Raw genomic sequence first — 20,673 nt, 5'->3', positions numbered from 1 at the left:
GCATAACACGTAATTATCTTGAACACGTGATTCAGAAAAACATACATGGTAATCATCCGGGAGATGTTTTTCGTTGACTGGTTCTGGAAAATTTACATACTCTGAATTCCAGTCAGATGGGATTGTGATTGTAAAATCATTATTTGGCGAGGTCAGCTTTTTTTTGTCAAAGACAATGTGATAGGATTTATATTCTTCAAAACTTACTTGGCTAAAACAAAGATTGAAAAGTAGTAGATTGATAAATAAGAATATTTTTTTCATTTTATAGCAACTTTTTCTAACTGTCGTACAACGTTTCGCGGCTTTACGTCTGTTGAGAGGTACGAAACCGCGTACTATCGGCTAAGATAAATATTATTACGGAAACTAAACGTGAACTTACCACAAAACTCGCAATAGCGGAAAACCGCTGTTAGCGGATGGCGTTATTAATCAGTAAATCTTGGATTAAAACAAATGCCATAATTGCGTTAACAATTATTCCAATCCACTTCTTTATTGAATTTGGTTCTTTGATACCTGCAATTGCAAATGAAAAACCCAATACTCCTATAATTCCGCCAACGATTGTGAACAAATCTGCTAATCCTTCGCAAACTGCCGGTGAAGGGAAAATAGTTATTAGTAAAAACATTAAAACGAAACAGCTTAAAATTGCTATCGAAAAGTAAAATGATATTTTCGTAAATGAAATATTTTTCATCAAAACTAAATTGTTTTAAGTGTCAAATTAAAAGGGTTTTGCCAACGCTTTCCGCTAACGTTCCGCGGCTTTACGTCTGTTGCGAGGCGCGAAGCAGCGTACTATCGGCTAAGATAAATATTATTACGGAAACTGAACGTGAATTTACCGCAAAACTCGCAATAGCGTAAAACCGCTGTTATACACAGTAATTATCAAAGTAATTATCAAAGTAATTAAACTCCGCAATCCAATTCGGCGCAAACTTTTGGAATTCGGCCAAACTGAAATCCGGCAAGCAGAGAATTTTCGATAAAGACCAAACGATTCCAAATAAAAAACTCGATAAAAATCGAGTAAGAGAAGCATTTTTTTCGGTAAACTTTAAATGCAAAGTTTCAAAGCAAATTTCGGCAAAAATTATTGTGTATAACGTTTCGCGGCTTTACGTCTGTTGCGAGGTAGGAAGCAGCGTACTATCGGCTAAGATAAATATTATTACGAAAACAAAGCGTGAATTTACCACAAAACTCGCAATAGCGGAAAACCGCTGTTAACAGCAGCATTTTGTAGTAGTTTTAAAAATTCTTATTCGGCAACTTCGGACGGACGTTTTCCGGCGCTCAGACTCAGTTTCCATTGTCACAGTCTTTTCCAAACACAAAACACCGATTGTGGAATTTTTAAAACTGCGTGCGTTTCTTTGCGTTAACTTTTGTTTTTATGTTGCTGTTAACGGATTGCGGCTTTACGTCTGTTGCGAAGTACGAAACCGCGTACTATCGGCTAAGATAGATATTATTATGAAAACTGAACGTGAATTTACCACAAAACTCGCAATAGCGTAAAACCGCTGTTATACACAGCAATTATAAAAGTAATCAAACTCCGCAATTCAATTCGGCGCAAACTTTTGGAATTCGGCCAAACCGAAATCCGGCAATCAGAGAATATTCCACAAAGCCCAAACAATTCCAAATAAAAAACTCGATAAAAAATCGAGTAGGGGAAGCATTTTTTTCGGCAAACTTTAAACGCAAAGTTTCAAAGCAAATTTCGGCAAATATTGTTGTGTATAACGTTTCGCGGCTTCGCGACAGTTGTGAAGCCAGCGAACTGATTATTTTCTGTTAAAGATAAATGTTTTTCGTGAACTCGTAAAAATGAAAACCAACAATTGCGCGAAACCGCTGTTATGTGACGGCTTAAATATTTAACGAATCAATTAACTTATTTAATTTGTCAACCATTTTCTGCAACTCGTTTTTATATTGTTGTTCTCCTTCTTTACTCAAAATTCCCAGAGGATAATAATTATTCCATCTATTTTTAAAAAGATTTAATCTTCTTACCAATTCTAAATTGTGAGTGTAATTTTGGTTTAAATTTTTGATACTTAAGTATAAGTCTTCAAAATCATATTTTATTAGATTTAAGTCATATGAAATAAAACTTGTTTCATTCCAAGTTTCTCGATGATTGTAATAAGTTAGTAAATGAGCTATATGTCTAGTGAATAATCTTCCATATCGTTCATCTTCAGAATTTAGAAAAAAGCCTCTATAGTCAGAATTATAAACTAAAACAATATTCGAATTCAATCGAGCATTGAAATCATCCAAGTTTAAACTCGTAATTTCTATTTGTTTGCTATGTATATTTTTATCTTCTTGATTTAAGATGTTTTTTTCAAAAAAAATATTCTTGCTTATTTCCATAATTTCTATTTAAATGTGGTTTTAAAAGCTGTCACATAACGGATTGCGGCTTTACGTCTGTTGCGAGGTAAGAAGCAGCGTACTATCGGCTAAGATAAATATTATTACGGAAACTAAACGTGAATTTACCACAAAACTCGCAATAGCGGAAAACCGCTGTTAACAGCAGCATTCTGTAGTAGTTTTAAAAATTCATATTCTGTAAAACTCGGACGGACGTTTTCCGGCATTCAGGCTCAGTTTCCATTATCACAGTCTTTTCCAAACACAAAACACCGATTGTGGAATTTTTAAAACTGCGTGCGTTTCTTTGCGTTAACTTTTGTTTTTATGTTGCTGTTAACGTTTCGCGGCTTTGCGCTGTAGCGGAGCGCGTGATTGATTGTTTTCGGCTAAGATAAGACTTTCCAGCGGAAAGTCGACAAGCGGCTTAAGCAACCCAGCTATTGCGCGAAACCGCTGTTATGAGCAGGTTAAATATTGCCTATGTTTTGTATTTTTTGTCAACGACAGCTTGAATTGAATCAAATTTTCTGTCGTTTATATTATGAACTTCAAGATATTGATGCATAGTGTCACGGTATAAAACATAGAATTTTTCTATTTCTTTTGTGGAAATTGCAATTGAATCGCTATATCTCGAATTATTTTCGGGAATATCATCTGACATGTCGCTAATAAGTATCGGAAATTGCCTTTCCATATTCTGTATTTTTTTAAGATACTGAATGCTAACATCAAAAATTTTTTCATTCTTGTTTTTCGCGGATTCTGTTTCTAAATTTTTTAAACTTTCTAAAAGCCTTTTGTTTATTTCTTTCTGTAAGTTTTGAAGCTTTTTTAAATTTTCAGCGTCAACCTTTTTTCCATTTCTAACTTCATCAATCATCTGAGTTAAACACACATCTCTCTTATCTCCAACACTTATTACATTAGAAACTGAATTTAAAACGATATAACAATTTTCATCAGCAATGTTTTTTTGCTTGGTTGTATTGCAAGAAATGAATTGCATGATTGCTAAAAATAAAAATACGTTTTGTTTCATCTATTTTTGCTCAATTTATAGTTGGGTTTTTAACTTGCTCATAACGGTTTGCCGCTTTGCGAAGGCGGGGATTTTCAGCACTAAACTTCATTAGATGCACAAAGCTTGAATTTAGCACTTCACTGTCATAGAAGCACGAAACCCCCGCTTTTGCAAAACGGCTGTTAGCTGCTGTTTTTGTTCATGAGTTCATATATTTCTATGGTATTGTCTACATACTTTCTAACTCCACCTGAAACGGTTTTGTACATATCTTCAATTTGTTCTTCTGTTAAATTACCAAGTCGAACATTGTAATGTTGAACTTTCCCACTTTTTAAAGGTGTGGCTAATTTGTAAAAATGTCCTTTAATTAAAGACTCATCAATTTGTTCTCGTCTTATACTATCTATAATTCTAGCTTCTGCTTCATTATCAACTATTATCCCGTAATAATTTAGCTGGTCTTGCAATAAATATGCATCAATAAGAGGTTGACCGTAAAATAACGATTTTTCAAAATCTGCAGTCAGTCTTCCAAATGAAATTGCTCCTTTGGTAGGGGCACCTCTTTGAATAGCTGCTTCTTGGAAAATTTCCAGTACACTTGATAGGATTAACAAATCTGATAATGAATCATCTTTTGTTACAAACAATACCGAATCTGAAAAAGTAATTGACTTCACTCTTTCTTCTCTTTCAAACATTTCATTTTTTTCTTTCAGTGGGCTAACAATTACCCTTTGTAATATATCTTTCATAAAAGACATTTGATGTAGCATTCGTCCAACTTCTTCGTGACTTTTTCTTGCTACCATGTCCTTAAAACCCATTACATCCATGAAACCAATATATCTGTTACAGTCAACTTTCCATTCTTGATTTTCTGTTTTCATGTTTCTGTTATTGTTTTAATAATTAAATGGACATAAAAACTAAAAGTTTTCCATATCGCCTCCAAGATCTTGGTATATGTCATGTAAGTCGTATGAAATTTGTACAAACATTTCTGGAATAACCCATTCTTCACATTCTCTTATTGATTTTTTGTCTTTTATTTCTCCGAGTCCTTGTTCTAAACCATCTGTCATATCATTGAAAGCTTTTGAAGCTTTTAAAAGTATTTCCTGCAATTCATTTATTGAAGGTTCAAATGTCAAATGGTGAGCAAACTTATTTCGCATTTTATTAATCAGTATCAAGACTTCTTTTTGTCGCTCATCAATATGATTTAACCCATATACTAATTCAATTAGTTTATAATGGTTCAGTCCTTCAGCAAAATCTATAAGCTTTGGTTGGCTCAACTCTATTATTTTAACCAGCAGAAACTCAATTACCAAATGTCCAGTCATAAAACTTGACAAAAGGTAGTCTCCAGATACAGTTGTTTCATACAATTCAGAAAAGGTTTTTATATTTTGTTTCGGTTTCATAAAGTTGAGTGTTAAAATAGCAGCTAACGTTTCGCGGCTTCGCGTCTGTTGCGATGCCAGCGAACTGCGTACTGTCTGCTAAGATAAAATATTTTCGTGAAGAAAGAAGTACAATTCAAGAAAAACCAGCAATAGCGCGAAACCGCTGTTAGCGGTAGTTAGTTCCTTTTCAATTTCACTATATATATAATTAAAAGGATAAGTAATAGTGTTGCAAAAGAAATCATGACACCAGCTTGCAAAGGAATTTCACAAAATAATTTCACTACAATCGGAAGATATATAACAGGGATTGTCATGAAGCTTCCAAGAATTGAAGCAAATTGCAAATGATCATTTTCCAACTCTTCGTCTGAATTATAATATAATTGATAATAAACAAAAATACTATTAATAAACCAAATTGGAAATGAAACTGAAATACTTAATAAGGTTAATTTAATTGTATCCGTATTAATAAATAGGTCTTTGCCAAACATGAACACAAATAAAATTCCAGGACAAATAACAGAAACAATAAAAGATGGAATAAAAATAAATGTTATTAGCTTTATTTTATTAAGATCAATATTTGTCATAACTTCTAAATTTAAATTATTCAATGTCCTTGAGTCTGGGAACTAATTACCGCTAACGGATTGCGGCTTTACGTCTGTTGCGAAGTACGAAACCGCGTACTATCGGCTAAGATAAATATTATTACGGAAACTAAACGTGAACTTACCACAAAACTCGCAATAGCGTAAAACCGCTGTTACCAGCAGTTGTTATTATTCTGGATGAAATACTTCCATATTTATTTCTTGACCGTCCTTCAAGTTTTTTCCAACTATATCTTCTGAACCATAAAAATATGGAACACTGAGTAATAATAAATATTTTTCATCGCGATCTATTTTAATTTTCACCGAACCTGAAGAATCAGTTACATATTCAGCTATTTTCGGAAATCGTTTGGCAGGGAATCCAATCGATTCTATTCTGACCTCAATAGTATCAAATACATTTGTTCTAGGTAGTTTAGTTTTTCTGTCTATTGAATTTATTTTTATTGTAATCTGATTTTCTAAATCATTTTTTCTATTACAACTGAAAATAACTAAAGTAATTATATAAACTAGTACTAATATTTTTGGTTTTAGGATTCTTGATCGCATAGTAGTCTATTCTACCTGTTTTACAATTGCTGGTAACGTTTCGCGGCTTTGCGCAGTGACGGCAAGTTAAGAAAAAATTTTTGCGTGAAGAAGCGTTTGGAGAAACCGTTAGGTTTCCGGCGGAGCGGTTAGGAGTCATTGCGCAAAACCGCTGTTACAAGCTGGCTTTTAGTTTCAAAACTGTTTTCACGCAACTTATTAAACCAATTGATGCTTTTCCAGTTTCCATTTGGAAATCATGTTGCTCTCCGTACATGTCAACAATCCTGAATTTTGATAATTCTGGTTTGTTTATTTGCCCTTTAAAATCTCCGTAAATTACATCGTCAACTTCTTCAAAATCTACAAAGCAAACCTTTTCATTTTCCTTTTCAATTATGCGGCGAGTAGTTATAATTGTCTTTGCTTTCGCGCTACTAACTTCAAAAATTGGCAATTCATTTTCTTCAAGTTCAAATTCATTTGCGCTATTTTCTGAGTAAACTTTTGAATAAACCCAACTTTCCGGATTCATTGCTGAACGATTAATTGCTGCAATAGTTATTTCTTTTATCGAATTGTCAGTTTTCATTTTTTTTGCAGAGTGTTTGTGAAGCTTGCTTGTAACGGATTGCGGCTTTACGTCTGTTGCGAGGAGCGAAACCGCGTACTATCGGCTAAGATAAATATTATTACGAAAACAAAACGTGAACTTACCACAAAACTCGCAATAGCGTAAAACCGCTGTTGTGCGTTCGGTTTTTTAATTGGTTAATTTATGGTGCTTTAGGGCAAAATTCCATCACCTTATTGCCCAATTTAAAGACTTTACGAAAAGGTTTCATCACTCCAGTGGCAAGCTCAACTACCAAAATGGGGGAACGCGTCACTTTGGTGGGGAAACGCTTCTCTCGGGTGGGGAAACGCTTCTCTCGGTCGGGGAAACGCTTCTCTCGGGTGGGGAATCGCATCTCTAGGGCGGGGAATCGCGTCTCTCGGGTGGGGAAACGTATCTCTAGGGCGTTCGGACGTATCTTTATAGTTAGAAACGAAATTACTTGGTTTTTAATACCTCGACTCCCTTTCAGAAGATTCTATGATTTTTCATTAAAATTCCTAGCCTTAACCGAGAATCCTAAAAATCTGTTTGCGATTAAAATCTAAAGTGTGATTATTTTTTCGGATTAACCCTAAACTGACGCACAACGTTTCGCGGCTTTACGCCTGTTGCGAGGTAGGAAGCAGCGTACTATCGGCTAAGATAAATATTATTACGAAAACAGAACGTGAATTTACCACAAAACTCGCAATAGCGGAAAACCGCTGTTATGCCCAGTTTTATTTCGATAACATCTTGAATTTTAATTAGTTTTCTTTGGTTGATTAAGTGAGCAATATTTTAGTTAGTTTTTCTATTTCAAAGTTATATTCTTCGAATCAGTTTCTTTGTCGTGTAAACATTCACATTTATCAAGAGTATAGTTCCAACTTCCACCTTTATCCAAGCACGAATCAATTTTAATAAATCTTGTCAATTTATTGTAAGTGAAATAAGTTAAGACAACTAACAAAACTATTAATCCGGAAACTTTTATTCTTTTAGCTTTCATTCATTTTTGCACTTTTTGAAAAATTGGGCATAACGTTTCGCCGCTATCCGACTGTAGCGAATCCAGCGAACTGCGTACTGTCTGCTAAGGTAAAACTTTTTACGTGAAAATAGAAGTACAACTCAAGAAAAACCAGCTATAGCGGATAACGGCTGTTAGCAGACGTGGCTTTTTTTATTAATAAATAACCTTATTCCATTTTGGTAATCCTCCCATGATTTCAAAGTAATTTTTCAGTAATTTACTTTCAATTATCTTTGGACAATCACAGTATTTGCTGTCATGAGTTGCGAACCAATAAATATCCAAAGCTTCGATATTTTCTTTTCGCATTTGGTTTGGCCATGATTTTTTTCTTGGTACTTTTCCAAATTGATGTCCGTTAACCAATCTGTCTTTTATTCCGCCGAGCCCAGCTTTTCGGACAAACATTTTTCCGTCTTTTTGAAGTTTACCGGAACAACCAATATAGACTAGCTCTATTTTTCCATTTTTTAGAGCATACACATAATACACTCCGCTTTTGTCTGTCGGTGCGTTACAAACTTGCTTTAAATCATCATCTGGTTCTAAAAAAAAGTGATTGTTGATTTTGTATTTTTCTAATTCTTCTATGAACATTTTAAAAAATTGAATAAGTTCTCATAAAACCGTTTTTCTGCCATGTCTGCTAACGTTTCGCGGCTTTGCGCCAGTAGCGGCAAGTTAAGAAAAAATTGTATGCGGAAGACAAGGTTTCAGGAATCCGTTAGGATTCCGGCGCAATGCTTACTAGCTATTGCGCGAAACCGCTGTTGGCAGAAGGCTTTACTTTTCACCAAGCCACACTTGACTTCCATATTCTTCAATTCTTAATTCCCAATTATATTCGTCTATTCTGCTTGTTGTTTTTGCAAAGCTTGATTTTTCGATAGTTTTTTTCACTTCGGTTTCATTAAAAATATTCTCGTAATATTCTATTTTTTCATTTATTGCGCAAACTACTTGGGAATTGTAAACATCAGGTTCAAATAACCAAATTTTTAAATAATACGGTTTTCCAAGTTCTTTTAATTGCACATTCCAACGTTCATAAATTTCAAAAAATGATTCGATAATTTTCTTTCGAATTTTTCCTTTTGGATTTGGATAATTATGAATAGACATTGCGACTGGATTCCAAGGAAAAACTCGAAACTTTACATAATCTTTATTAGTTTTTAGAAAATAGTTTAAATCAATTTCAAGACTGTTAATTTTCCAATTCTCAATTTGCCTTAATCGTCTTCTATTTCCTCTGATTTTCTTCATAATTAGATTTCGAGATATAGTTGCGTTTCTCAAGCTTTCTGCCAACGTTCCGCGGATTTACGTCTGTTGCGAGGTGCGAAACCGCGTACTATCGGCTAAGATAAATATTATTATGAAAACTAAACGTGAATTTACCACAAAACTCGCAATAGCGTAAAACCGCTGTTATACACAGCAATTATAAAAGTAATCAAACTCCGCAATTCAATTCGGCACAAACTTCAGAATTCGGCCAAACCGAAATCCGGCAAGCAGAGAATTTTCCATAAAGCCCAAACGATTCCAAATAAAAAACTCGACAAAAATCGAGTAGGGAAAGCATTTTTTTCGGCAAACTTTCGAAGCAAATTTCGGCAAATATTGTTGTGTATAACGTTTCGCGGCTACCCGCAGTAGCGGCGCCAGCGGACAGATTATTTTCGGTTAAAGATAAAGTTTTTTCGTGAAGAAAAAACGTCAATTTGACTAAGCAACCAGCTATTGCGGGTAACCGCTGTTACCAGTAGTGGTTTTGTCTATTCCCTTTAGTCTTTTCTCAATATCAAAATACATTGCTATAAATCCAATAAGTAAAATTGTCAATATCAGAAAGTAACCGTCATATTTTTGATAGTCAAATATTAAATTTAATATCAATGTCGTTGAGTATAATGCAATCATGTAATTTGAAGCATATTTATTTGCAACTTTCCAATGCTCGGTACTTTTCTTGGCGTTTCCAAATTGATAACCGAATAAATAATTTGGTTCTTTTGGCGTAAAAAACTTTAGAATGATTGCGAAAACCAATAATACCGAGAGAATTAATATCATATTTTTTTATTTTAATGTTCTTTTACCGCGATTTGTTTTACCATTACTGGTAACGGTTTCGGGCTTGGCGAAGGTGGCGATTTTCACCACAAATATTGATGCGGAGAACCAAACTTTGATTAACCACAAATGTGTCTGCGGAGCACTGAACCGCCACTTTTGCCAAACCCGTGTTAGCGGTTCGGGCTTTTTTATTCGTCAAGGTTGTCGTCATACTCTGGTTTAAATAGTTGAACTTCTGTCTGATTTATTACAACATCAATGTCCTGAATTATTTGCTCGTCAATTATAGGAGTCGTGCCAATTAAAGTTTTTAGAGTGTTGTTAAGCCAGTCCGAATTCCATATTTGTATTGTTGGGTCATTAACTTTTTTGCAAAGGTCTTCTTCGTAAACTCTTTGTCTATCAATTTTGATTGTCAACCGTTGAAGCCAGATTTTTATATGTCCAGTGTTTGGTATTTTCGCAAACTTGGTCATAGTTGATTGTAAAATTTTGTCTCTTTTTGTCGGGTCGTTTAGTAGTGATAGAAGTTTACTTAAAATTGCAGATGCAATAGGATACGTTCTTGGGTTTTTATACATTATGTCCACAAGAATGCTAACCAAAACTTGGATGTTGTTTAGTTCTGTTAAGCCTTTAATTCTGTTGTAGAATTTCCCTAACGCTTTACTTAAACTACCTGAATTGGGGAATTTGTCTGAAAGATTATGAATTAAAAGCAAATGCTCTTGAATGCTTTTACTGCCATTTTTCTCTGCTATCCAATAGATTTTGTCGGGCTTGATAGAATCACGAATTACATTATTTGAAACCAATGTTTTTTGTGCATTGAGTCTCATTCCAAGTTCTATTAATATTTCTGTCAAGATTTTGGTAATTATTTCTGCGTCTTGTGGGTTGTTTGAAAATATACGGTAGTCGTCCCTGTAACGAATGATATGATAGTCTTGAATGTTTGCTTGTTGAATTCTAATTGATAGTTCGGTGTCTGCATAACCCAAAACCATTTCTGCAATAAAGTCCATTAAAACACTTCCTTGAGGTATGCCATTTGTTTGTCCAAATGCCATATCACGAAGATGTTTGTCAATAATATTACCTAAATTTCCATTCGGGTCTCTATTTGCTTTTGCTACTGGTTTTGTATGAATAGCCCAAGGAACCGAGTGAGTATAAATTGAACCGTAACAGTCAGTAATGTCCGTATGTAAAACATACTCATATTCAAGTGCAAGTTCGATTGATTGTTGTTCAATCGTCTGCCACCATTGAGTTACAGTCGTTGCTTTATCTGATTGCGTTCCGTCCGATTGCAAAGGAATGCTATAACATTTAATTTTCGGATTTGCTGCAAATTGTCCAAACCTTGCAATAATTAAATTCCAGTTAGGTTCTTCGGTTAGGTTGTGAACAAGCGAAACATATAACGCTGGGTGAATTAATTGAAATGGTCGCCAAGCAAATTTGCCGTCTTTGTTATTTAGAAAGATATAATTTACATTTTCAAAGTCACAAGGATAAGTCGCCTTTTGTTGCCCCGCTGGGTTCGTAAAGCTATTGTAAAAGTCAGATAATCTATGTCCGTTTAGTTGTGCAGAAACTTGCTGAATTACGTTTTGGAAAACAAAATATTGAGGCAAGTCAAAGTTGAAATAGCTTTCAGCTTTTAAAAGATATTGTCTTGCTTCTGTATGATTAAGTTCTAAAATTCGTTTCATTAATTGTCAATGTTTATTGTCTGTTGTGTCGTCTTTTAGCCTGACCGCTAACTAGTAAATATCTACAAGTTTAGGTAACTTTTTTGTGTATTACAAAAAACTAGTCCAGTTTTTTCTTATTGTTTTCGTCAATTAGGATGTCCAGTGGACTTTTTATTTTGTTTACACTGTTACTTGTTAGGTGGGTGTAAATGGTTGTCGTTCTTATATCTGAATGACCGAGAAATTGTTGAATATATCTGATATCTGTTCCGTTTTCTAATAAGTGGGTTGCAAAACTGTGGCGCAGGGTGTGTACCGTTGCTTTTTTATTTAACCCGCTTTTTTTTAATGCTTCCCGCATCACTTCCTGTACACTTCTGGAGCTGTAGGGCTCACCGGCAAATTGTCCCTCAAAAACATAGTGCTTCCCATTATAAAGTTCACGGTATATCAATAACGACTGCACAATAGAGTAGGGCAGCATCACCATTCTGTCTTTCTTACCTTTGGCATTTTTGATGTGTATTTTGTACTCATCAAAATGAATATCATTCCATTGTAAATTAACTATTTCACTTAATCTCAGTCCGGCACCGTAGCCTATCAGCAATAATAGTTTGTGTTTTGGGTTGTCAACGACTCTGAAAATTCGTAAACACTCTTCCATAGTTAGTACCACCGGTAATTTCTTTTCTTTTTTGGGTCGGGGGAGTTTAAATTCATATTCGTTCTTGCCCAAAACCTGCTGGTAGTAAAAATGTAAACCGTTTACCATACTGTGTCCTGAGCTGGCCGAAAGACCTCTTTCCATCAAAGAACCCAAAAACCGTATGATTTCTTTGGGCGTGATTTCTTCTGGATTTCGATACTCAAAATGGCGCAAAAACTGAATGAAACTTTGAGTATATCCACGCATGGTTGAGCTGCTGTAGTTCAACGCCAGTAAACTATCCACCATATCGAGCACATACTGACGACCCAGTGCTGAAACCTGATTCAATAGTAACTGCTTTGTGTTGACCAAATCAAGTTGTTTTTTATTGGGCAAATGTTGTTTTTGTAAATAACCTTTCGGCAATTCGTTTAAAATGCCTACTTCCAAGGCCTCCATCTGCAATTGTATGCTGTCATACACCAACGGAGCCGCCGGTAACAAATAGCAGTTCTTTTCTTTACTATACCGAGCCATGGCAAACCGCTTAATCTTTTCATGCACAGCTGCCAAACGGGGTACATACACCTCCATCCATGAAACGGCTTCAGGATGTGGAGCAATTCTAAGATTGGCTCCTCTAAAAGAGGTGTCTTTCGATGTATAATCTTCTCCAAAAAACGGAAAAATCTGCAATACTTCCTCTACCGCAGTTTTTACAGTAGGATTGCGCAAGGCCATGTAACAACGGTAATTATCGTTCCAGTAAACTCCTTTGATTTTTAACAGGGCCCGGCTCGTTTCCTGATCGTACCTCATTTTAAAAACCCAGTACTTGCCAATGTTCTCTAATACTTTCAATCGCAAATTTTTTTCAAATGCCTTTCCGGGCACTTTATGTTCAGGATTGTTTACCGCCGGCAAACCTAACTGACTTTCGCTTGCTGCTATGGGTGAATGGTCACGACTACTGTCGGTCACCGATGCAATTGAATTTAAATCTGAAGTATTGTCAATAATGTAATCACTAAAAACTGATTTAAACCGTCTGTAAGACTCTATGTCGTAATCAAGATACCAACAGGTATTTGTTTTGCTGTATTTTGCACCAATGCTCTTCAGGAGTGCTGCTTTTTTAAAATCATAATCAAAAAAAACACCAATCCTGAACCCTTCACGATGCCATATCTTTTTGATGCTTACCGACATAAAAGGTGTAAAGTAAAATATAAAAGTAGAGATTTTTACTTACAAAAGCAAAAGAAAGAATGAACTTTTTATGAACAATCATAAAGAAAATATGCACAAATCAATATTAGAAAACGAGAGCAACTGGGTATAGAGATATTTTTTAATAATAGTGAATGTAGTGAAATTCTAAATCGATGCTTTTCCGATAAGAATACTGAGTCTTGAGGTCTGTCTTGTCCTGTATAGCATAGGTATGAATAAAGCATATCAAAAGCATATCAAAAGCATCAGTGGTGACAGAAACAGTCATTACATAAAAACTGAGTATCATGGCTCGGTCTTACACAATACAAACATAAGCAGGCTGGCAAAGCAAACTACATAGGCTTCTGCGGGACTTCTTGTGTGGCAATCCCTGATACCTTATTCTCTCCATTGACAGTTACTTTGAGTTCTTTTTTAAAATATTTTTTTTCGTAATCAATACTGTAACGAAACACGTACTCATCAGTATTCTTGTTATGAGTAATATCAATCAGGTTGAGACCTTTGAATCTTCCGTAGCGTTGGTTTATCTTTTGGCAAGTGCTCGATATTTTCTCTTTAGTGGCATTCTGTCGTACTTTTTCTGTAGCCTCATTGCTGCTAAAAGGCTTAAAACGAGAAGTATTACACGCCTCAAGTACCCGTTTGCCCAGTTCATAAGCCCGGTCACTCTTCACCTTATCTACATCTTCGGCTTTAACCATTTCGATAGACCGGTCTGTCGTTCCGTTTTTACTTTTGCACGAAACCAATAATGCAATACCCAGTAACAGTATAATTTTTTTCATAAATCCATTTATTTAAAGTAACCTTAGTATCTACCTCTGATGCTTCAAATTTACAAGCCGTGTGCGGTTTACAGTTACACAATTTTAATCAATGTTTACAACATCACTACATTCAAACAAATCATTTTAGGGTATGGATTTTCAGCATCTAATTTGTATTTTTGACTCCATACACACCAAAATAAAGCTCCTATGAAAATCGTAATATCACCGGCCAAATCCTTAGACTTTGAATCGCCTCTTCCAACAAGTCTTTACTCGGAAGCCGCTTTTTTAAAACAATCAGAGACCATTCAAAAGATACTAAAAAAGAAAAAGCCTAAGCAGTTGTCAGCATTGATGGATATTTCTGAAAAATTGGCTGAATTAAACTGGCAGCGCAATCAGGATTGGCAAACACCTTTCACCCCCGATAATGCACGCCCGGCAGTCTACGCTTTTAATGGCGATGTATACATAGGATTGGAGGCCTACACGCTACCGGCTGAAAAGATAGCTGTATTGCAAGACAAACTCCGAATACTTTCGGGCTTATATGGTGTTTTAAAACCACTCGATTTGATTCAACCTTACCGATTAGAAATGGGGACTAAATTAGCCATCGGAAAAAGCAAAAACCTATACGAATTCTGGAAATCTAACATCACAAAAGCTTTAAACGCTCAGTTAGAAAAGGAAGAATTGTTTGTTAATTTGGCCAGTAATGAATATTTTGATGCCATTGATACTAAAAAACTGAAAGTTCCTGTAATCACTCCCGAGTTCAAAGATTATAAAGACGGGAAACTCAAAATGATTAGTTTTTTTGCCAAGAAAGCCAGAGGGATGATGGTACGCTACATTATAGATACCAATGCCGAAACGCTGGATGACCTGAAAGGATTCAATTATGAAGGGTATGTCTTTGATGGCAATTTAAGCCAAGGAAATAAACTGGTTTTCACCCGATAATTAATGCAAAGCAGAATTTAGTCTGGTTATTTGACCACAAAAGAATACCACTAGTCATATAATTTTTTCTAAAAGCAAACAGAACTGATTATAATGATTTCATGTTGATGCAGTCGAAGTACAATCCAAAATACAATTATCTTAAAGAAGGTCTTCGACAGGATCAGACAGACCATACCGTTCTTAATTGTATCGTTACTAAAATGTATTTATATTAAAAAAAAACAATCAGCAAAACATGTGTCACTATGAGTTTGTAGAAGCACCCAATTGCGAATATCCATAACATATCAAGTCTCTATTAAGACAAATACAACTGATTTCAATAATGTCATTCTGAGCTTGTCGAAGAGCAATAAAAATGCCCCCAATAAGTGTCTAACTTTTTGGGGGCAGTCTATTTTTGGTAGCTTTTTTTATTTCATATAAAAGTACTCTTCATATTCCATACTGGTTTCGCGGGTAACTTTGCGCTGGTCTCTTGCCAATTCTCTCATAGCTTCAACCCCTTTTTTGGCGCACCGCTTTACTTTGCTCAAGCGTCTGGAAAAATCTAAAAGTTTATTGGCATCTTCCGGACTGAGTTTAGTTTTTAATTCATCAACAAAAGAAGAGAATTCTTTTACTACTTCCCGATTTTCGTTGTAATCCGTTTTGAGTTCATCTAACAATTCATCGATTTCTTTGCTGATTTCTTTGCAGTGGTCTTCACTTTTCTTGTGAAGTTCCTCGATGATTTTCTTCTCTCTATTACCAAAAAGTCCCATGATAATTTGATTTAAAGGTTAGTGGTTCCGACAGCTTTCAACCAAATTTAAGAAATTGTTTTTAGAAAAGATATAAATTGTTAATAACTTGTAAATTAGAGGTTTAATGCATAGCTTCGCTCAGGTCTACTTTGTTTTTATTCTTTTTAATCAATAGGATAAAAGGGATACAAATAAGAAAAAGAACACCCAGATACAAAAATACATCCATGTAAGAAAGCACAGTGCTTTGTTTGGTTACCCCAAAATCTAACACTTTATAGGCTTTTTGCAAAGCTACATCGGGGCTGAATCCTTTGGCCATAAATCCTCTTTGGAGCGCATGTAATCGGTCTTGTACGTTTACTTTGGTCATATCCAGATGGGCAATCAGGTTTACACGGTGTTCTTGTCCGAAGCGAGCCAAGAAAGTAGTAATGATCGCAATTCCGAACGAACCTCCTAACTGACGCATCATTCCGGTAAATGCTGCACCCTCTCCGATACTTTTTCCTTTCAGTGCCGAAAGCGAAAGCGTAGTAATAGGTACAAAAAGTAATCCTAACCCAAGACCTCGAACAATCAAGGGCCAAAACATATGTTCTTCACCGGTATCAGGAGTCATGATATTGTGCATCCAATAAGTAAAAATAAAGAATGCCAGAAAACCCAATGCCACTAGATAAGTTTGAGGAACTCCGCGCTGAATCAGTTGACCAATCATGGGCATCATTATAGCCACGGTAATTGAACTCGGAACCAAGAGTAATCCGGCATCAGTTGCGGTCCATCCCAAAATGGATTGGGTGTAAATTGGAATGATAAAAGTGGAACCATACAACCCAAATCCCATGATAAAACTCATGATGACACCAACCCGCAGGTTACTGTCTTTAAGAACTTTTAGATTTACAATAGGAAAGGCATAAGTCAATTGACGCCAAATGAAGAAGAATAAACCTAAACCGCTGATAACCGTGAGGGTTTTAATAGTAGTGTCATTAAACCAGTCGTCTTGTTGTCCGTGCTCTAAAATGTACTGCAGCGAGCCAATAAAGGCAGAGAGTAGTACAATCCCAATCCAGTCAACTTGGTTGGCTTTTAGTTTTTCGCCATACTTTGGACTTCTCACAAAGGTTAGGGTCAACAAAGCCGCAATGATTCCGATGGGTACATTGATGTAAAAAATATAAGGCCACGAAAAATGGTCTACTAAGTAACCTCCTAAAGGCGGACCCAATGTTGGCCCCACAATAACACCCATACCATAAATGGCCTGAGCCATGCCTCGTTTTTCAACAGGATAACTTTCGGTGATAATGGTTTGCGCAGTTACCAGTAAGGCACCACCACCCAAACCCTGTATGAATCTAAACGCGACTAACTCCCAAATGTTATCGGCATTACCACACATGAAAGAGGCTACGGTAAAAATAATGATTGATGCGGCAAAATAATTCCTGCGTCCAAATTGTTGCGATAACCAACTCGTCATCGGAATTACAATCACATTGGCAATTGCATAAGCGGTAATCACCCAAGCCACATCAGTAAGCGAGGCACCTAAACTACCACGCATATTGTTTAAGGCCACGTTTACAATAGTGGTATCAACAATTTCGAGCAAGGCACAAAGCACCGCTGTGATGGTAATGATTATCCTGCGAAAGCCATATTCTACTAAGTCGTCCTGGACTACTGCTGCTTTTGCCATTTTAATAAATGATTAGTCTTTAATTTGTAATTAGTTCAAAATCACGTCTACATCTACGTTCATTCCTGAACGGAGTAATTGTAATTTTTCTTTGTCGTTATTAGCTGTAAAATTGATTCTTACCGGCAATCGTTGTACCGTTTTCACAAAGTTTCCACTGGCATTGTCTGGGGGCAAAAGGGAGAATTTAGATCCGGTAGCCGGAGAGAATGAGCTGATTTCACCTTCAAAATCGGTTCCCGGAAAGGCATCAATTTTCAGTTTTACTTTTTGTCCCTGACGCATTTTATTCAACTGTGTTTCTTTGAAATTGGCTACAACCCACATTTCGTTGTTGTTTACGATGTAAAACAATGATTGTCCCGGTTGAACCAATTGACCCGGTTGAAGGTCAACGGTCGAAATTTGTCCGTCGATAGAGGCGGTAACTACAGTATAGCTTAGGTTCAGGTTAGCAGCTTCAAGAGCAGCTTGTGCTTTTTTTACGTTTGCTTCAGCTACTAAAACCTGTTTGCTGCTCACATTCGATTTAGAAGTCGCTACCGATTTTTGATAAGAAGATGCTTTTTGTTGCTCCTGCAGTATTTTAACCTGGTTTTCGGCTTCCTGCTTGGCGGCTTCGGCTTGTTCAAATTGTTGTTTGGTAATGGAGTGATTTTTATACAAATTGCTGTAACGCTCATAGTCGGCTGCCGCTCTTCTGAGTCTGATTTTGGCAGTTTCAATGTTTCCGAAGGCCGATTGTACATTGGCATCAGATACCGAAACGCCTGCTTGTGCCGAACCAATATCGGCTTTAGCAACTTCTAAATTACTTTGAGCAGCCAGTAAAGCAGCTTTAGCTTCTTCAACTTTTACAAGATAATCACTGTTGTCAATAACAAAAAGAGTATCGCCTTTTTTAACCACATCGTTATCTTTTACCAAAACCTTAGTGATGTAACCGCCAACTCTCGGGATTATCGGATTCATTTTTTTTGCTAATTGCGCATCATCCGTAGTCTCGTGTGACAAAGAATGGATGTACTTGTAACCGCCATAAGTAAGGCCTATCACAAGGAAGGCGATGAAGATTAATGTGAATTTTTTATTCGTTTTTTTATTTTCCATGGTTTTTGAAAATTTTAGTTTTGAGTGATGTTTAATGATGAGGTTAGTTTCCCGTTGGCAAATTGCAACTCATAATACTTCTGAGCTACATCGGCTTTAGAAAGAGCCTGATTGATTTTAGCTTGTAATTGTTCAAAATCGGCTTCCAGTAAATCATTCGTAGTCGAAAGATTATTATCGTATTTATCTTTTACAATGCGGTAGTTTTCGGAGGCCTGTTCTACGGCTTTGTCATATACCAAACTTTGTTTCAACGATAAATTGTAGTTTTCATTGGCCTGAAACGTTTCTTCTTTAATTTGTTCGCTCATCATGCTTACGGCCAATTGCGATTCTTTTGCTCTGCTTTGAGCCAGTTTAACTTGTTTGCTGTTTTTAAAGATGTTCGATAAATCATAAGAAACGCCCACACCCACATTCATGGCATTAGTAACGGTAAGCACATTGTTTAAATCAAAGGCAATGTAACCTCCGGTTAAAAATAATGAAGGGTAATAGTTCCCTTTGGCTATTTTAACGGCGCTTTCTGCCGCAGATTTTTTCAGTTCCAATGATTTTAAATCATTTCTTTCACCGGTAGCAGCAAGGTCACGACTGCTTTGCATGTCTCTTTTTACCGCTTCAATATCAATATCAATTTGGGTATTCTCCGGAAGCTTTAATAACGTATTCAATTTGTAATTGGCAATAGCTGTGTTTTTTCTGGCATTATCTAAAGACAACTGTATATTAGATTCCTGCAGCTGGGCTTTGAGCAAATCATTGCGGGCAATCAAACCATTTTCTTCCATGGCTTTGAAATCTTTAACTCTTTGTTGGGCTGTTTTCAGATTGTCTTCAATAAGCGTTGTCATTTGCTGTGCTTTGTATAGATTGGCAAATAACTCAACTACTTCCAATCCTATTTGCTCTTTAGAGTGCTTTTCGGAGAAGGATTCGGCCTTATACATGCTTTCTGACTCCTTGATACTATTCTTTAGCTTAAAACCGTTGAAAAGCGGCATGGCAACATTTACTTGTCCCAACATCAATTGGTCTACTTTCAAGGGAGCTGCCGGTCCGGACGAAGAAGAATTGTTGGAAGACAAATTAGAGTCGACATGAGCGCTCGATAAACGGAGGTATTGCCCCGATGCTTTTACACTCGGATATTGGTTGTTTTTCACATTGTCGAGTTCTAATTTTGAACTTTCTACTTTGGTTTTGGCTAAATTAGCCGCATCACTGTTGGTTACTGCTATTTCTATGGCTTCTTTAAGAGTAAGCAACTTTTTCTCTTGTGCATGGGTTTTAAAAACCAGCAAAAGAAAAAAGGCAAGAAGCAGTGTTTGGTTATTTTTCATATACTAAAAGGGCTTTAATGGTTTTTTGAATGTGTGCAGTCAAATCGTTCAGAACGTAATTCTCAAAATCTTCTTCAGTTTTTAAACCCAAAATTTCTTTGTAGTACACTTTGTTCATTTGAAAATGGATAAAACTCCCGATAATGATCGTAGGCAGTAAAGTCACGTTAATATCTGACTGAAACATACCTTGTTCCTGACCTTCTTTGATAATACCCTCAAGAAATTTGAGGTTTTGATTTTTAACTTCTGTAAAAGCTTCCAGATTGATTTCTCTTTTCTTATTTGAAAGTTCGAAATGCAGTATCTGATACATGCAACGGTTCTTGTTCACGCGTTCTATATAATACACTATAAGCTTTTCAATTTTCTCGATAGGAGAGATGTTTTCCTGGTACAGATTTTCGAGGTGCATACGCATACCCGATATGCGATACAATACTAAGGACTCCAATAACTTTTCTTTAGAACCAAAATAATACGATATCATGGCGATATTGATGTTGGCCTTTTTAGCTATATCTCTAACCGAAGTACCGTCGAAACCTTCTTCGGCAAACAACTGTTCCGCCACCTGAAGAATTTCAATTTGTTTTTCATTAAATTCAGTCATACTTCTTTTGAATTAAATCGGGGACAAAATTAAACATTTGTTTAAATTAAACGTTTGTTTAAATTAATTTTAACATTTATTTAATGCAGAAAAGAACCATAG

Annotated in this window: 22 protein-coding genes; 2 read left to right on the top strand and 20 right to left on the bottom strand. The window is 35.9% G+C overall.

Annotation, left to right across the window (positions count from 1 at the left end; genetic code table 11):
* The coding region (locus EZL74_RS13245; RefSeq protein WP_204745141.1) for a hypothetical protein at positions 1 to 264 on the bottom strand (264 nt) is incomplete at its 3' end.
* Between the two features lie 158 nt (positions 265 to 422).
* On the opposite strand from EZL74_RS13245, the gene EZL74_RS12485 reads away from it, so the two are divergent.
* Positions 423 to 674 carry a hypothetical protein gene (locus tag EZL74_RS12485; RefSeq protein ID WP_131477004.1) on the top strand — a complete coding sequence of 84 codons (252 nt, stop codon included), beginning with the start codon at positions 423 to 425 and terminating at the stop codon, positions 672 to 674.
* Positions 675 to 1,890: 1,216 nt separating this feature from the next.
* On the opposite strand, the gene EZL74_RS12480 is transcribed toward EZL74_RS12485, so the two are convergent.
* The 14 genes from EZL74_RS12480 to EZL74_RS12420 form a co-directional block, all read right to left on the bottom strand.
* Entirely contained in the window at positions 1,891 to 2,403 is a 513-nt protein-coding gene (locus EZL74_RS12480; RefSeq protein WP_131477003.1) for a hypothetical protein, read from the bottom strand.
* Positions 2,404 to 2,887: 484 nt separating this feature from the next.
* The gene (locus EZL74_RS12475) at positions 2,888 to 3,451 is read right to left on the bottom strand and encodes a hypothetical protein (protein WP_131477002.1); all 564 of its coding nucleotides are present in this window, start codon (positions 3,449 to 3,451) and stop codon (positions 2,888 to 2,890) included.
* A 164-nt stretch (positions 3,452 to 3,615) separates the two neighbouring features.
* Positions 3,616 to 4,326, bottom strand: a complete 711-nt coding sequence (locus EZL74_RS13115) for a hypothetical protein (protein ID WP_154669987.1) — start codon at positions 4,324 to 4,326, stop codon at positions 3,616 to 3,618.
* Positions 4,327 to 4,365: 39 nt separating this feature from the next.
* Positions 4,366 to 4,866: a hypothetical protein gene (locus tag EZL74_RS12465; RefSeq protein WP_131477001.1), complete on the bottom strand. Its 501-nt coding sequence runs from the start codon at positions 4,864 to 4,866 to the stop codon at positions 4,366 to 4,368.
* A gap of 158 nt (positions 4,867 to 5,024) precedes the next feature.
* A complete protein-coding gene (locus EZL74_RS12460; protein ID WP_131476999.1) occupies positions 5,025 to 5,444 on the bottom strand; it encodes a hypothetical protein in 420 nt (139 codons plus the stop codon).
* Between the two features lie 192 nt (positions 5,445 to 5,636).
* Positions 5,637 to 6,023, bottom strand: a complete 387-nt coding sequence (locus EZL74_RS12455) for a hypothetical protein (RefSeq protein ID WP_131476997.1) — start codon at positions 6,021 to 6,023, stop codon at positions 5,637 to 5,639.
* Between the two features lie 154 nt (positions 6,024 to 6,177).
* Positions 6,178 to 6,594 (bottom strand): hypothetical protein, encoded by a 417-nt coding sequence (locus EZL74_RS12450; RefSeq protein WP_131476995.1) that lies wholly within the window; start codon positions 6,592 to 6,594, stop codon positions 6,178 to 6,180.
* 1,195 nt (positions 6,595 to 7,789) lie between these two features.
* Entirely contained in the window at positions 7,790 to 8,233 is a 444-nt protein-coding gene (locus tag EZL74_RS12445; protein WP_131476993.1) for a hypothetical protein, read from the bottom strand.
* A gap of 186 nt (positions 8,234 to 8,419) precedes the next feature.
* Positions 8,420 to 8,902, bottom strand: a complete 483-nt coding sequence (locus EZL74_RS12440; RefSeq protein WP_131476991.1) for a hypothetical protein — start codon at positions 8,900 to 8,902, stop codon at positions 8,420 to 8,422.
* Positions 8,903 to 9,379: 477 nt separating this feature from the next.
* Complete coding sequence (locus tag EZL74_RS12435) at positions 9,380 to 9,715, bottom strand: SdpI family protein (protein WP_131476990.1); 336 nt, start codon at positions 9,713 to 9,715, stop codon at positions 9,380 to 9,382.
* 43 nt (positions 9,716 to 9,758) lie between these two features.
* Entirely contained in the window at positions 9,759 to 9,929 is a 171-nt protein-coding gene (locus EZL74_RS13170) for a hypothetical protein (protein WP_162604292.1), read from the bottom strand.
* Positions 9,907 to 11,436: an RNA-directed DNA polymerase gene (locus tag EZL74_RS12430; protein WP_131476988.1), complete on the bottom strand. Its 1,530-nt coding sequence runs from the start codon at positions 11,434 to 11,436 to the stop codon at positions 9,907 to 9,909. Before EZL74_RS12430 ends, EZL74_RS13170 begins: the two co-directional genes overlap by 23 nt.
* A 100-nt stretch (positions 11,437 to 11,536) precedes the next feature.
* A complete protein-coding gene (locus tag EZL74_RS12425) occupies positions 11,537 to 13,279 on the bottom strand; it encodes a tyrosine-type recombinase/integrase (protein ID WP_131476986.1) in 1,743 nt (580 codons plus the stop codon).
* A 359-nt stretch (positions 13,280 to 13,638) separates the two neighbouring features.
* The gene (locus EZL74_RS12420; RefSeq protein WP_131476984.1) at positions 13,639 to 14,094 is read right to left on the bottom strand and encodes a hypothetical protein; all 456 of its coding nucleotides are present in this window, start codon (positions 14,092 to 14,094) and stop codon (positions 13,639 to 13,641) included.
* 192 nt (positions 14,095 to 14,286) lie between these two features.
* Between EZL74_RS12420 and yaaA the strand changes: the two genes are divergently transcribed.
* Entirely contained in the window at positions 14,287 to 15,045 is a 759-nt protein-coding gene (yaaA, locus tag EZL74_RS12415) for a peroxide stress protein YaaA (protein ID WP_131476982.1), read from the top strand.
* A gap of 416 nt (positions 15,046 to 15,461) precedes the next feature.
* Here yaaA and EZL74_RS12410 read toward each other — a convergent pair whose 3' ends face one another.
* The 5 genes from EZL74_RS12410 to EZL74_RS12390 form a co-directional block, all read right to left on the bottom strand.
* The gene (locus EZL74_RS12410) at positions 15,462 to 15,812 is read right to left on the bottom strand and encodes a hypothetical protein (RefSeq protein WP_131476980.1); all 351 of its coding nucleotides are present in this window, start codon (positions 15,810 to 15,812) and stop codon (positions 15,462 to 15,464) included.
* Between the two features lie 103 nt (positions 15,813 to 15,915).
* On the bottom strand, positions 15,916 to 17,505 hold the full coding sequence (locus EZL74_RS12405; protein WP_131476978.1) for an MDR family MFS transporter: 1,590 nt from the start codon (positions 17,503 to 17,505) through the stop codon (positions 15,916 to 15,918).
* Positions 17,506 to 17,535: 30 nt separating this feature from the next.
* Positions 17,536 to 18,615 (bottom strand): HlyD family secretion protein, encoded by a 1,080-nt coding sequence (locus EZL74_RS12400; RefSeq protein WP_131476976.1) that lies wholly within the window; start codon positions 18,613 to 18,615, stop codon positions 17,536 to 17,538.
* A 14-nt stretch (positions 18,616 to 18,629) separates the two neighbouring features.
* On the bottom strand, positions 18,630 to 19,958 hold the full coding sequence (locus EZL74_RS12395) for a TolC family protein (RefSeq protein ID WP_131476974.1): 1,329 nt from the start codon (positions 19,956 to 19,958) through the stop codon (positions 18,630 to 18,632).
* Positions 19,948 to 20,571, bottom strand: a complete 624-nt coding sequence (locus EZL74_RS12390) for a TetR/AcrR family transcriptional regulator (RefSeq protein WP_131476972.1) — start codon at positions 20,569 to 20,571, stop codon at positions 19,948 to 19,950. The genes EZL74_RS12395 and EZL74_RS12390 overlap by 11 nt, the downstream gene beginning before the upstream one ends.
* Positions 20,572 to 20,673: the final 102 nt, after the last annotated feature.

Origin of the sequence: Flavobacterium silvisoli (assembly GCF_004329815.1) — a bacterium.
Taxonomy (GTDB): Bacteria; Bacteroidota; Bacteroidia; order Flavobacteriales; family Flavobacteriaceae; genus Flavobacterium; species Flavobacterium silvisoli.
Note: the sequence above shows the minus strand (reverse complement) of the source record. Positions and strands in the feature narration are given on the sequence as shown.